15 protein-coding genes are annotated in these 12708 nt (G+C 59.8%); 14 read left to right on the forward strand and 1 reads right to left on the reverse strand.

From position 1 onward, the window contains the following. Positions 1-10: 10 nt before the first annotated feature. The 4 genes from AB4Z35_RS16495 to mtnC are packed head-to-tail and all read left to right on the forward strand — an operon-like array spanning position 11 to position 3033. A complete protein-coding gene (locus tag AB4Z35_RS16495; RefSeq protein WP_007993073.1) occupies positions 11-1156 on the forward strand; it encodes an MFS transporter in 1146 nt (381 codons plus the stop codon). After that, positions 1153-1779 carry a methylthioribulose 1-phosphate dehydratase gene (locus AB4Z35_RS16500; protein ID WP_442098136.1) on the forward strand — a complete coding sequence of 209 codons (627 nt, stop codon included), beginning with the start codon at positions 1153-1155 and terminating at the stop codon, positions 1777-1779. Before AB4Z35_RS16495 ends, AB4Z35_RS16500 begins: the two co-directional genes overlap by 4 nt. A gap of 20 nt (positions 1780-1799) precedes the next feature. Further along, the gene (locus AB4Z35_RS16505) at positions 1800-2345 is read left to right on the forward strand and encodes a 1,2-dihydroxy-3-keto-5-methylthiopentene dioxygenase (protein ID WP_007988110.1); all 546 of its coding nucleotides are present in this window, start codon (positions 1800-1802) and stop codon (positions 2343-2345) included. Between the two features lie 4 nt (positions 2346-2349). Further along, the gene (gene mtnC, locus AB4Z35_RS16510) at positions 2350-3033 is read left to right on the forward strand and encodes an acireductone synthase (RefSeq protein WP_442098138.1); all 684 of its coding nucleotides are present in this window, start codon (positions 2350-2352) and stop codon (positions 3031-3033) included. 62 nt (positions 3034-3095) lie between these two features. On the opposite strand, the gene AB4Z35_RS16515 is transcribed toward mtnC, so the two are convergent. Then, on the reverse strand, positions 3096-3374 hold the full coding sequence (locus AB4Z35_RS16515; RefSeq protein ID WP_108232290.1) for a DUF3509 domain-containing protein: 279 nt from the start codon (positions 3372-3374) through the stop codon (positions 3096-3098). A 367-nt stretch (positions 3375-3741) separates the two neighbouring features. On the opposite strand from AB4Z35_RS16515, the gene AB4Z35_RS16520 reads away from it, so the two are divergent. From AB4Z35_RS16520 to AB4Z35_RS16565, 10 genes are all read left to right on the forward strand, one after another. Further along, on the forward strand, positions 3742-5580 hold the full coding sequence (locus tag AB4Z35_RS16520; RefSeq protein ID WP_442098139.1) for a long-chain-acyl-CoA synthetase: 1839 nt from the start codon (positions 3742-3744) through the stop codon (positions 5578-5580). Between the two features lie 97 nt (positions 5581-5677). Then, entirely contained in the window at positions 5678-6196 is a 519-nt protein-coding gene (locus AB4Z35_RS16525; protein WP_442098140.1) for an ankyrin repeat domain-containing protein, read from the forward strand. A 261-nt stretch (positions 6197-6457) separates the two neighbouring features. Continuing rightward, a complete protein-coding gene (locus AB4Z35_RS16530; RefSeq protein WP_442098142.1) occupies positions 6458-6988 on the forward strand; it encodes a hypothetical protein in 531 nt (176 codons plus the stop codon). Between the two features lie 82 nt (positions 6989-7070). Next, complete coding sequence (locus AB4Z35_RS16535) at positions 7071-7262, forward strand: PLD nuclease N-terminal domain-containing protein (RefSeq protein WP_007993066.1); 192 nt, start codon at positions 7071-7073, stop codon at positions 7260-7262. Between the two features lie 116 nt (positions 7263-7378). Next, positions 7379-8254: a polyamine aminopropyltransferase gene (gene speE, locus AB4Z35_RS16540; RefSeq protein ID WP_007993064.1), complete on the forward strand. Its 876-nt coding sequence runs from the start codon at positions 7379-7381 to the stop codon at positions 8252-8254. Positions 8255-8335: 81 nt separating this feature from the next. Further along, complete coding sequence (locus AB4Z35_RS16545) at positions 8336-8569, forward strand: hypothetical protein (protein WP_442098144.1); 234 nt, start codon at positions 8336-8338, stop codon at positions 8567-8569. Positions 8570-8779: 210 nt separating this feature from the next. Continuing rightward, a complete protein-coding gene (locus AB4Z35_RS16550; RefSeq protein WP_007988090.1) occupies positions 8780-9124 on the forward strand; it encodes a ribonuclease E inhibitor RraB in 345 nt (114 codons plus the stop codon). A gap of 368 nt (positions 9125-9492) precedes the next feature. Then, positions 9493-10902, forward strand: a complete 1410-nt coding sequence (locus AB4Z35_RS16555; protein ID WP_442098146.1) for a circularly permuted type 2 ATP-grasp protein — start codon at positions 9493-9495, stop codon at positions 10900-10902. Between the two features lie 12 nt (positions 10903-10914). After that, positions 10915-11865, forward strand: a complete 951-nt coding sequence (locus AB4Z35_RS16560) for an alpha-E domain-containing protein (RefSeq protein ID WP_007971901.1) — start codon at positions 10915-10917, stop codon at positions 11863-11865. Further along, on the forward strand, positions 11862-12671 hold the full coding sequence (locus AB4Z35_RS16565; protein ID WP_007988084.1) for a transglutaminase family protein: 810 nt from the start codon (positions 11862-11864) through the stop codon (positions 12669-12671). Before AB4Z35_RS16560 ends, AB4Z35_RS16565 begins: the two co-directional genes overlap by 4 nt. The last annotated feature ends 37 nt before the right edge of the window (positions 12672-12708 follow it).

Here is a 12708-nt window from a genome sequence, read left to right on the forward strand (position 1 = left end):
TTTGACCGGCGTGGCGGCGCTCCCGTACTGGCGGCTCTCCAGTTTCTATCTGTTCTATTTCGCTTTGCTCGGTTCGACAGCGCCGTTTCTGGCGCTGTACTTCGATCACCTCGGGTTCAGTGCTGCGCGCATCGGCGAACTGGTGGCGATCCCGATGCTGATGCGTTGCGTGGCGCCGAACATCTGGGGCTGGCTGGGCGACTACACCGGCCGGCGGCTGGCCATCGTGCGCTTCGGTGCAGTGTGCACATTGCTGACGTTCTCGCTGATTTTCGTCAGCAAGACCTACGCCTGGCTGGCGATGGTCATGGCCTTGCATGCGTTCTTCTGGCACGCGGTGTTGCCGCAGTTCGAAGTCATCACCCTGGCGCACTTGCAAGGGCAGACTTCGCGCTACAGCCAGATTCGCCTGTGGGGCTCGATCGGTTTCATCATCACCGTGGTCGCGCTGGGGCGGTTGTTCGAATGGCTGAGCCTCGACATCTACCCGGCGGCGCTGGTACTGATCCTGGCCGGCATCGTGCTCAGCAGCCTGTGGGTGCCGAACGCTCAACCGGCGCCGGGCAACCGGGTGGCGGGGGAGGGATTTCTCAAGCAGCTGCGCAACCCCGGCGTATTGGCGTTTTACGCCTGCGTGGCGCTGATGCAGATGAGCCACGGGCCGTATTACACGTTTTTAACGCTGCACCTTGAGCGACTGGGTTACAGCCGCGGAGTGATCGGCATGCTCTGGGCGGTCGGCGTGGTTGCCGAAGTCCTGATGTTTCTGGCCATGAGCCGGATCCTCGCGCGCGTCTCGCTGCGCCGGGTGCTGATGGCCAGTTTTCTGCTGGCGGCGCTGCGTTGGCTGTTGCTGGGCACGCTCGCGGAGTTTCTTTGGGTGCTGTTGTTTGCCCAGGTGCTGCACGCGGCGACGTTCGGCAGTTTTCACGCCGCTGCCATTCAATTCGTGCAACGTAGTTTCGGCGCGCGCCAGCAAGGCCAGGGTCAGGCGCTGTATGCCGCCCTGGCCGGCACCGGTGGCGCATTGGGCGCGTTGTACGCCGGTTACAGCTGGAACGCCCTTGGCGCCGCATTGACCTTTAGTATTGCCAGCCTCGCAGCCGTCGCGGCTGCCGTTATCATTGCCACATGTATGCAAGAGGACAGGCCATGAGCCTTACCCGTGAACACCTCGCCCAGGAAATCATCGACGCCGGGCGTTTTCTGTATGGCCGCGGTTGGTCGCCGGCCACCAGCAGCAATTACTCGACCCGCCTGTCGCCGACCGAAGCCTTGCTGACCGTGTCCGGCAAGCACAAGGGGCAACTCGGCATGGACGATGTGCTGGCCACCGACCTGTCAGGCAACAGCCTGGAACCGGGCAAGAAACCGTCCGCCGAAACCCTGTTGCACACCCAGCTCTACAGCTGGCGCCCAGAGATCGGTGCCGTGCTGCACACCCACTCGGTGAATGCCACCGTGCTGTCGCGCCTGACGCAACAAGACTTCATCGAGTTTGAAGACTACGAACTGCAAAAGGCCTTCAGCGGTGTGACGACCCACGAATCCCGGGTGCGCGTGCCGATTTTCGACAACGACCAGGACATTGCGCGCCTGGCCGCCAAGGTGCAGCCTTGGCTCGACGCCCATCCCGATTGCGTCGGCTACCTGATCCGCGGCCATGGCCTCTACACCTGGGGCACGCGCATGAGCGATGCCCTGCGGCAGATCGAGGCCTTTGAATTTTTGTTCGAGTGCGAATTGAAGATGCGCTCGCTCTTGAACCCTAAAGCATGAACCGTTAAGGAGTTGCCCTGATGAGCAGCCTGTCCGTTTATCACGTCTCCAGCCCTGAAATTCCCAACAAGGTGCTGACCCATTTCGAAGACATCGCCTCGACCCTGGCCGAACAAGGCGTGCGCTTCGACCGTTGGCAGGCCGCCACCAAACTCCAGCCGGGCGCGAGCCAGGATGAAGTGATTGCGGCCTATCAGGCGCAAATCGACCAGCTGATGACCGAACGCGGTTACATCACCGTCGACGTGATCAGCCTCAACAGCGACCACCCGCAAAAAGCCGAATTGCGCGCCAAATTCCTCAACGAACACCGACATGGCGAAGACGAAGTACGATTTTTCGTCGCCGGGCGCGGCCTGTTTACCCTGCACATCGACGATTACGTCTACGCGGTGCTGTGCGAAAAAAACGACCTGATCTCGGTGCCGGCGGGTACCAAACACTGGTTCGACATGGGCGAGCATCCGCACTTCATTGCGATTCGCTTGTTCAACAACCCGGAAGGCTGGGTGGCCAATTTCACCGGTGAAGACATCGCCAGCCAATTTCCGCGTCTTGAGGACTGAGTCGATGCCGATCAAAGCGATTCTCACCGATATCGAAGGCACCACCAGCGCGGTGAGTTTTGTGTTCGACGTGCTGTTTCCCTATGCAGCCAAACATCTGCCGGAGTTCGTTCGTCAGCAGGCCGAGCGCGCTGACGTGGCTGAACAGCTGGCCGCCGTACGCCGTGACAGCAACGAGCTGAATGCCGACGTCGAACGGGTCATCGAGATCCTGTTGGGCTGGATTGCCGAAGACCGCAAGGCCACGCCGTTGAAAGCGTTGCAGGGCATGGTCTGGGAGCAGGGCTATCAGGCCGGGCAGTTGAAGGGGCATGTGTACCCGGACGCCGTTGAGGCGCTCAAAGACTGGCATCAGGCCGGTTATCAACTTTTTGTTTATTCGTCCGGCTCGATCCAGGCCCAGCGGCTGATCTTCGGTTGCTCCGAGGCGGGGGACCTGACGCCGTTGTTCAGCGGCTATTTCGATACGACGTCAGGGCCTAAGCGCGAGGTGCAGTCCTACGCCAACATCACCCAGGCGATCAACATCGAGGCGGGGCAGATTCTGTTCCTGTCCGACATCGTCGAAGAGCTGGATGCGGCGCGTGCGGCGGGGATGGCTACCTGTGGGCTGGCTCGTGAAGGCGGGGAACTGGCAGGGCATGTCACTGTGGACAGCTTTGCGCGGATAAATCCCGCTGCCTTCTAAGCACTACACAACTTGTAGGAGCGAGCAGGCTCGCTCCCACAGTGTTTTTCCGGCAATTTTATTTACAGCGTGTGATAGGTCGGCAGGGCAAACCGTTGCTGGCTCTGCAGCATGGAAATCTGCGGCAGCTCACTGGCTTGTTCAGCGAGGTCACGGCGAATCGCACTGATGACCCATGACAGTTGGTCACCATTGTGCAATTGCTGATAGGAAATCGAGCGCTTGAATTCTCTGCCGTCGGCGCTGCGCAAGGTCAGCAGAATCCCGCCATCAGGGCGGTCCTGGGTAGTGACTGCGAAGTTGGAGAACAAGGACGAAAATTTTTCCTGGATAAGGCTCATGTCGTTCAGCTCCATGATGATTTGAATAGCAAGCATGGAGAGACTGTTGCAGCCTTTGTGCCATTCATTTCAGCTGAATAATGTTAAGCAAAATCAACATGTTACGGTTTTCAGTGATTTTTGCTTTCGTGCAATCTGCATGAATGGCCATCGTGCATCCTGCATTTTGCAGGTACGTCGGCGACTCGATGGAACCAATTGGCGTGCACGGGATCACCTTCGCGCAGCGCAGTCGCGGATCAAGATCACAGATCAAGATCGTAGATACAAAACATTTCAAAAACCGCGTGTACAGCTCAAGAAGCGTTGACGTATTTTCGGATTCAGTCATCGCAGCCCGACAATAAAAAGATCGAACGGGAGCATCATGAGCCGCACGTCGAACGACACGATTACCTGGGGCATGATGCTCCGCAAGTTGCCTTCCATTGCCAAAGCCATCCCCCGGGTGGTGAAGGGCATGAAGGTCGCCAACGTCAAGGACCCGACCCAGGCATGTGGTTTGGGCTGGAGTTTCGAGCAAGCCACATTGCGCAACCCGGATGGCCCGGCGCTGTTGCAAGGCGACGTAACACTCAGTTATTCCGAGGTCAATCAATGGGCCAACCGCATCGCCCATCACTTGATCGGCCAAGGCATCGGCAAGGGTGATGTGGTGGCGGTCTTCATCGAGAACCGCCCCGAACTGCTGGTGACGATTCTGGCGGTGGCCAAGGTCGGCGCGATCAGCGCGTTGCTCAATACCTCACAGACCCGCGACACCCTGGTGCACAGTGTGAATCTGGTGGCGCCGGCGGCGATCATTGTCGGGGAGGAGTTGGTCCCGGCGTACCTGGCGGTTCGTGACCGGGTGTCGATCAAGGCTGAGCGCACCTGGTTCGTCGCCGATCAGGACACCTCTCGCCAACCGGGCATCGCGCCTGAAGGTTTCATTAACCTGATGACCGTCAGTCTCGACGACGCCAGCGACAACCCGGCCAGCAGCCAGCAGATTTTCTTCGACGATCCCTGCTTCTATATCTACACCTCGGGCACCACGGGGCTGCCCAAGGCTGGCGTGTTCAAGCACGGTCGCTGGATGCGCAGCTCTGCGAGTTTCGGCATGATCGCCCTGGACATGCGCCCGGACGATGTCGTCTATTGCACCTTGCCGCTGTACCACGCCACTGGGCTTTGCGTGTGCTGGGGTTCGGCCGTCAGTGGTGCCAGCGGGTTCGCCATCCGCCGCAAGTTCAGCGCCAGTCAGTTCTGGAACGACGTGCGCAAGTACCGGGCGACCACCATCGGTTATGTCGGCGAACTGTGCCGCTACCTGGTCGATCAACCGCCCAGCGCCGACGACAACCGGCACGACGTGAAGAAAATGATTGGCAACGGCTTGCGTCCCGGCGCCTGGAAAGAGTTCAAGACCCGCTTTGCGGTGAATCACATCTGCGAGCTGTACGCCGCCAGCGACGGCAATATCGGGTTCACCAACATTCTGAATTTCGACAACACCATCGGTTTTTCCCTGATGCGCTGGGAGCTGGTCGCATACGACCACAACAGCGGCGCGCCGATTCGTCAGGCCAATGGGCTGATGCGCAAGGTCGCCAAGGGAGAGCAGGGGTTGTTGCTGGCAAAAATCGACGACAAGGCACCGCTGGACGGCTACACCGATCCGCAGAAAACCGCCAGGGTCGTGCTCCACGATGTGTTCGAGCAGGGCGACCGCTACTTCAACACCGGCGACCTGTTGCGCAACATCGGCTTTGGTCATGCGCAGTTTGTCGACCGCCTGGGTGACACCTACCGCTGGAAGGGCGAAAACGTCTCGACCACGGAGGTTGAAAACATCCTCCTGCAACACCCGCATATTTCCGAAGCCGTGGCCTATGGCGTGGAAATCCGCAACACCAATGGCCGGGCCGGKATGGCGGCGATCACTCCCGCCGAATCCCTGGCAACCCTGGACTTCAGCGAACTGCTGGCCTTCGCCCGTGAGCAAATGCCGGCCTATGCCGTGCCGTTGTTCCTGCGGGTGAAAGTGAAAATGGAAACCACCGGGACTTTCAAATATCAGAAGACCCGACTCAAGGACGAGGCCTTCGACCCGGGCAAAACCGGTGATGACCCGATCTATGCCTGGCTGCCGGGGACCCAGACTTACGTGCAGGTCACGGAGCAGTTGTTGTCTGATATTCACGGCGGCAAGTACCGCTATTGAATCTGGCTATGGTGGTCCATGAGAAAAAACAAGTGACAGTGCCGGGAGTGCTCGGGAAACTGTCGGCTTTTACGAATGACAGAAATTGGAGTGCCCAATGTCAGACAAAAGCCGCCAGATGACCCCCGAAGAAGCCGCCGAATTCACCGAACAGGTATTCAACAAGGCTCGGGAGGGTGATGCGGCGATGATGGCTGCGCTGTTGACCAAGGGTTTGCCGCCGAACCTGCGTAACCACAAGGGCGATACCTTGCTGATGCTGGCCGCGTATCACGGTCATGTGGACACAGTCAAAGTCCTGCTGGAGCACAAGGCCGACCCGGAGATCCGCAACGACAACGGCCAGAGCCCGATTGCCGGCGCCGCCTTCAAGGGCGACCTGGCGGTGATCAAGGCCTTGGTCGACGGCGGCGCGCAGGTTGAAGGCTCGTCCTTCGATGGCCGCACGGCGCTGATGATGGCGGCGATGTTCAACCGCGTCGAAGTGGTCGATTACCTGATCAGCAAGGGCGCCGACCCGAAAGCCAAGGACGCCAATGGCATCACCGCGCTGGAAGCTGCCAGGACCATGGGCGCATCCGATACGGTTGCGCAGCTGGAAAAACTGCTGGGCTGACGTTGAACCCTGTGGCTACGGGGCTTTTGTGGCGAGGGGGCTTGTCGGGACGCCGCACCGCCCCGTTCGGCTGCGAAGCAGTCGTGAACCCGGCAGCCGCGGTGGACCTGGATAATCGCAGTCGCAGGTATCAGGGCCGCTTCGCGACCCAACGGGGTGGTGCGGCGTCCCGACAAGCCCCCTCGCCACAAGGTCCGCAGCGTCTGCTTTATGCGCTATCCTTCGCGCCCTCAAAATTCACCTCGCTACAGGATCCTCCCCATGAAAGCCGCACTCGTCGAACTCATCAGCAAAATCAGCTCCGGGTGCATGGGCGAAGACGAAATCCTCAAGGTCGCGGACGAAGCGGCCCAGGCCTACGCCGATCAGGATGCTTTCCTGACAGCCAATCCGGACATCAACTACGACGAAACCTTCCCGATCCCGCTGGGTGAGTGGGTGGTGGTCGGCAGCCTGCCGGAAACGGTGCTGTTCCAGGCTGACACCTACATGGACCTGTTCGCCCGGATCGTCGCCTCGTTCGGCCCTGGTGTGGAGTTCAATCTCAAGCCCAAGCAACTGGCCAAGACCGAAGCCCTGACTGCGCTCAACCGCATCCAGGTGCAGATGAGCAGCATGAACAAGGAAAACGGTGGCTACACGCTGATGAACTTCAGCCAGTTGCTCGATGACGAATTGCAGGTGGTCCTGGTCTACGGCAATGACGTGCCACGGGTGCTGGAATTGTGCACCGAAGTCGGCATCGCGGCCGCGCCATCCCTGGAAGCCCTGAAAGTGGCCATCCACGTCTGATAGCCAAACACTGTCAATAAAACGGAATCCTTGCGACGACCGTCTATCCTGAGGGGGCAAATCACTCTTCAGGAGCGTCACCATGGGTTCCACGTTCAACAGCCTGGTTGCCTTGATCATTTTTGCCCTGGATATCTGGGCCATCATCAACGTGTTCAAAAGTAGCGCCGAGACCGGGATGAAAATCCTCTGGGTGCTGTTGATCGCGCTGTTGCCGGTGCTGGGACTGATCATCTGGGCCATCGCCGGGCCGCGGGGCAATGTCAAGTTCTGACGGATTTCCCACAAACAACACCGACCCTGTGGGAGCGGGCTTGCCCGCGATGATATCGCCGCGGTGTCTCTGACGGTAACCGTCCGTTGCCACCCGCATTCATCGGAGCACTTCCCATGAGCAACACCCCGACCAGCGACTACCTGGAAACCCTCTACGAAGGCTACGGCCAGCGTTTTCGCATGGAAAAACTGCTGCACGAAGTGCGCACCGAACACCAGCACCTGGTGATCTTCGAAAACCCGCGCATGGGCCGGGTGATGGCGCTGGACGGCGTGATCCAGACCACCGAAGCCGACGAATTCATCTACCACGAAATGCTCACCCACGTGCCGATCCTCGCCCATGGCACCGCCAGACGCGTGTTGATCATCGGCGGCGGCGATGGCGGCATGTTGCGTGAAGTGGCCAAGCACCGCAGTGTCGAGCACATCACCATGGTCGAAATCGACGGCACCGTGGTCGATATGTGCAAGGAATTCCTGCCGAACCACTCCAAGGGTGCATTCGATGATCCACGCCTGAACCTGGTGATCGACGACGGCATGCGTTTTGTCGCCACCACCACTGAAAAATTCGACGTGATCATTTCCGACTCTACCGACCCGATCGGGCCGGGCGAAGTGCTGTTCTCGGAAAACTTCTACCAGGCCTGCCACCGTTGCCTGAACGAAGGCGGCATCCTGGTGACCCAGAACGGCACGCCGTTCATGCAGATCGAAGAAGTGAAGACCACCGCCGGTCGCCTGCGCAGCCTGTTCCCGGACTGGCACTTCTACCAGGCCGCCGTGCCGACCTACATCGGTGGCTCGATGACTTTTGCGTGGGGCGCGACCAATACCGCTTATCGCAAGTTGTCCCGCGAAACCCTGCAACAGCGCTTCACGGGCAGCGGCATCGTCACCCGCTACTACAATCCTGAAATTCACATTGGCGCGTTCGCCTTGCCGCAATACGTATTGCAGGCAGTGAACAAGCCAAGCAACGACTAAAACCCTGTAGGAGCGAGCCTGCTCGCGATGGCGTCAGACCAGTATGTAAGCCCATCCATGGGTTTTATCGAGGAGGCTCCAATGCAAAAGTGGAAGGTCACTTTCGTGGATGATCATGGCGAAACCGTCGACGAAGTGTTCGAGTGCATCGAGCGCCCGGACTACGAGCATGCCGCCAGGCTCATCAAGGCCCGGTTTCTTCCTGTCGTCGCCGAACTGGATCTGAACGATCTGGAGGGGCGGACCGCCGATGCGTGCGTCAAAGAACTCAAGTTCCAGAACAGCATTGAAATCCTCGGCATTACTCCAATCTGAACGACACCTGTCGCATTCACATCCAGACCTTGGCAGAGGCTCTATCTTGAGGCTACTCTGCAAGCGAGATCAGCGATTGAATCGCTAAGGTCTGGTCTTGTCAGCTCCATGCTTGTTTCCCGCCGGCTCATTGGTTGCCGTCGCTCGCGCTGTTCGGTTGCGGGTGAGGGAGTACGGAAAGTCTATCCATCGTTTTGAGGAGGACGTTTCATGAGCACAGCCTATCAAGAAGACATCAGCAGCAGCGTGCTGCGCCGCATGAAAGAAGGCGGTTTTGACTTTTCGCGGTTTCATCCCATCGAGTTCTACGCCATTTTCCCGGACGAGGAGCGGGCACGCAGGGCGGCAGGTCATTTCCACCGTGGTGAATCCCTGAATGCGCAAGTCAGTGTGCGCGACGACGGCGCCTGGGCGCTGGAGTTGAGCAAAGTCATGTATGCCACCTACGACGACATCGGCGACTTCGAACAGGGTTTCGAAGCGGTGGTCGAGCCGTTGGGCGGCATTATCGAAGGCTGGGGTGTGAAACAGGAGGTACGAGGGCGACTCGCATAACCTTATGAACAGTGACAATTGGCAATGACGGCTGACCTTCGGGTTGGCCGTTTTCATTTGTGGGCGTTGAAAACCAGCAAAAAAAAGCCGCCTGGGCAGGCGGCTAAAAGGGAAGTCCGGTGAGCTTTTCAGCGAATGCCCGGATTATCCGCACCCATTGCCGGGCAGTGAAATCAACTCTGGCTATGCTGGTGATAGGCGACCACTACGCCTTGCAATGAAGCGGGGGCAATCAGGTTGGGGCATTTGTCGCACAGGATTGGTGCGGTGAGTGCGTCTTGATTATCCAACCGATTGAAATTTAAGCGTTTATGCCGATGGCACGGGCCTTGCGAAGGTCTGGACGTCCGAGTGACAAGGAGTACGGCATGATCCGCACCTATTTTGATGAGATGTACGATGCCGGCGGCCAGGTCCGCCCGCACTATCGGGAGTTTGCCCGTTGGCTGGCCGAGACGCCTGACGAGCTTCTGGCACAACGGCGACGCGAGGCCGATCTGCTGTTTCATCGCGCCGGGATTACCTTCACGCTCTACGGGGACGAGCAGGGCACAGAGCGCCTGATTCCATTCGATACCATCCCGCGCAGCATCCCCGCCAGCGAATGGCGGATTGTCGAGCGCGGTTGCATCCAGCGAGTCAAGGCGTTGAACATGTTCCTCGCCGACCTCTATCACGAGCAGCGCATCATCAAGGCCGGCATCATTCCGGCCGAGCAGGTGCTGGCCAACGAGCAGTATCAGTTGGCAATGCAGGGCCTGGATCTGCACCGCGATATCTATTCGCACATTTCCGGTGTCGATCTGGTGCGCGACGGTGACGGCACGTATTACGTGCTCGAAGACAATCTGCGTACACCGAGCGGCGTCAGTTACATGCTCGAAGACCGCAAGATGATGATGCGCCTGTTCCCCGAGCTGTTCGCGGCGCAACGCATTGCCCCCATCGACCACTACCCGAACCTGCTGCTCGACACCCTGAAAAGCTCAAGCCCGATCGATAACCCGAGCGTGGTGGTGCTGACGCCGGGACGCTTCAACAGTGCGTTCTTCGAGCATGCGTTCCTGGCACGGGAAATGGGCGTGGAACTGGTGGAGGGCGCGGACCTGTTCGTGCGTGACGACAAGGTCTACATGCGCACCACCGACGGGCCGAAAGCGGTCGACGTGATTTATCGTCGCCTCGATGACGCCTTCCTCGATCCGCTGGCTTTCAACCCGGAGTCGATGCTCGGCGTGCCGGGGCTGCTGTCGTCCTACCGTTCCGGCAACGTGGTACTGGCCAATGCCATCGGCACGGGGGTGGCGGACGACAAATCGGTGTATCCGTTCGTCACCGACATGATCCGTTTCTACCTCGATGAGGAGCCGATCCTGAAGAACGTGCYGACCTGGCAATGCCGTAACCCGTCTGAACTTTCCCACGTGCTGGCCAATCTTCCAGAACTGGTGGTCAAGGAAACCCAAGGCTCCGGCGGGTACGGAATGCTGGTGGGGCCGGCGGCGACGGCGGCGGAAATCGAAGCCTTCCGTGCGCGGATCATCGCCAAGCCCCATGCCTACATCGCGCAACCGACGCTGTCGCTGTCGACCTGTCCGACCTTTGTCGAAAACGGCATCGCGCCGCGCCACATCGACTTGCGGCCGTTTGTTTTGTCGGGCCGCGAAACCCGGGTCGTGCCCGGCGGTTTGACCCGTGTCGCCCTGCGCGAAGGCTCCCTGGTGGTCAATTCCTCCCAGGGCGGCGGGACCAAGGACACCTGGGTGGTCGAGGATTAAAGGAAGCCTGTCATGTTAAGTAGAACTGCCTCGGATTTGTATTGGATGTCGCGTTACCTGGAGCGGGCGGAAAACCTCGCACGGATGCTCGACATCAGTTATTCGCTGTCACTGATGCCGCAAGACGGTCGTGGCGACGGTTTGCACGAACTGGCCATGCCGCTGTTGATTACCGGCACCCTGGACGATTACCTGGAACGCCATGGCGAACTGCATGCCGAACGGCTGCTGCATTTCTTCGCCCTGGATGCGGCCAACCCGGCGAGCATCTACAGCTGCCTCGGTGCCGCACGGGCCAGCGCCCATGCGGTGCGTGGGCGCATCACCGCCGACATGTGGGAAAACATCAACGCCACCTGGCTGGAAATTCGCGGTATCGCCGAACAGGGCCTCAGTCGCTACGGCATGAGCCGTTTCTGCGAGTGGATCAAGGAACGTTCCCACCTGTTCCGGGGCGCGTCCTACGGCACCATCATGCGTAACGATGCGTTTCGCTTCATTCGTCTGGGGACCTTTATCGAACGGGCGGACAACACCTTGCGTCTGCTCGATGCCCGCTACGAAATGGCCGGCGACCAGGCCGAGGCGGTCAGCGATGGCACCGCTCACGCGTATTACCAGTGGAGCGCGTTGTTGCGGGCGTTGTCGTCGTTCGAGGCCTACACGGAAATCTACCGCGACGCCCCCGGTGCCCGGCATGTCGCCGAACTGCTGTTGCTGCGGGCCGATGTACCCCGTTCATTGCGCGCCTGCACTGAAGAAATCGACCAGATCCTCGCGCAATTGCCGGGGGCCAACGGTCGTCCCGCACAGCGCCTGGCGGCAGAAATGGACGCACGCCTGCGCTACACCGGCATCCATGAAATTCTCGAAGAAGGCCTGCACGCCTGGCTGACCGAGTTCATCCCGCTGGTGCGCCAGTTGGGTAACGCGATTCACAGTTCTTATCTGGAGGCCGCATGAGACTTTCCATTAGCCACGAGACCACCTATCACTACGAAGACAAGGTGCGGGCGAGTATCCAGTATCTGCGACTGACGCCCCACGACAGCGAGCGCCAGCACGTGCTCAGCTGGCAGCTCGATCTGCCGCGTCCGGTGCGGGCGCAACTCGATCCGTTCGGCAACATCCTGCATGTGCTGACCATGGACGAGCCCCACGAGGCGATCATCATCGGCGCCCGTGGCCAGGTCGATATCGACGAAATGCGTGAGGCCGAACACGAGAGCCAGTCGGCACTGCCGTTTCTGCGGTTCACCCGTTTGACCGAAGCTGACGCCGCCCTGCGTGCGTTCGCCGAGAAGGAATGCAAGCAACGCCGCGATCGCACGGCGCTGATCGATCTGATGCATGGGCTCAACCAGCATATGACCTACACGCCGGGCTCCACGGAGGTGGACACCAGCGCGGCCCAGGCCTTTGCCGGGCGTTCCGGCGTGTGTCAGGACCACACCCACGCGTTTCTTGCCTGCACCCGCAGCCTGGGCATTCCTGCGCGTTATGTGTCGGGTTATCTGTACAGCGAAAACAGCGAACACCTGGCCAGCCACGCCTGGGCCGAAGCCTGGCTGGATGATGCCTGGTACAGCTTCGACGTGACCAACGAACTGGCCCGACCGGAACGTCACCTGAAACTGGCGGTGGGCCTGGATTATCTGGATGCCTGCCCGGTACGGGGCATGCGCCGGGGCGGCGGGTGTGAGCAGATGCATGCCAAGGTGCTGGTGTCACCGACGCCAGCGCCGGTGATTTCAGTGCAGCAGCAGTAGATATCCCTGTAGGAGCGAGCCTGCTCGCGATGGCGGT

The organism is Pseudomonas sp. KB_15 (assembly GCF_052114525.1).
Lineage (GTDB): Bacteria > Pseudomonadota > Gammaproteobacteria > Pseudomonadales > Pseudomonadaceae > Aquipseudomonas.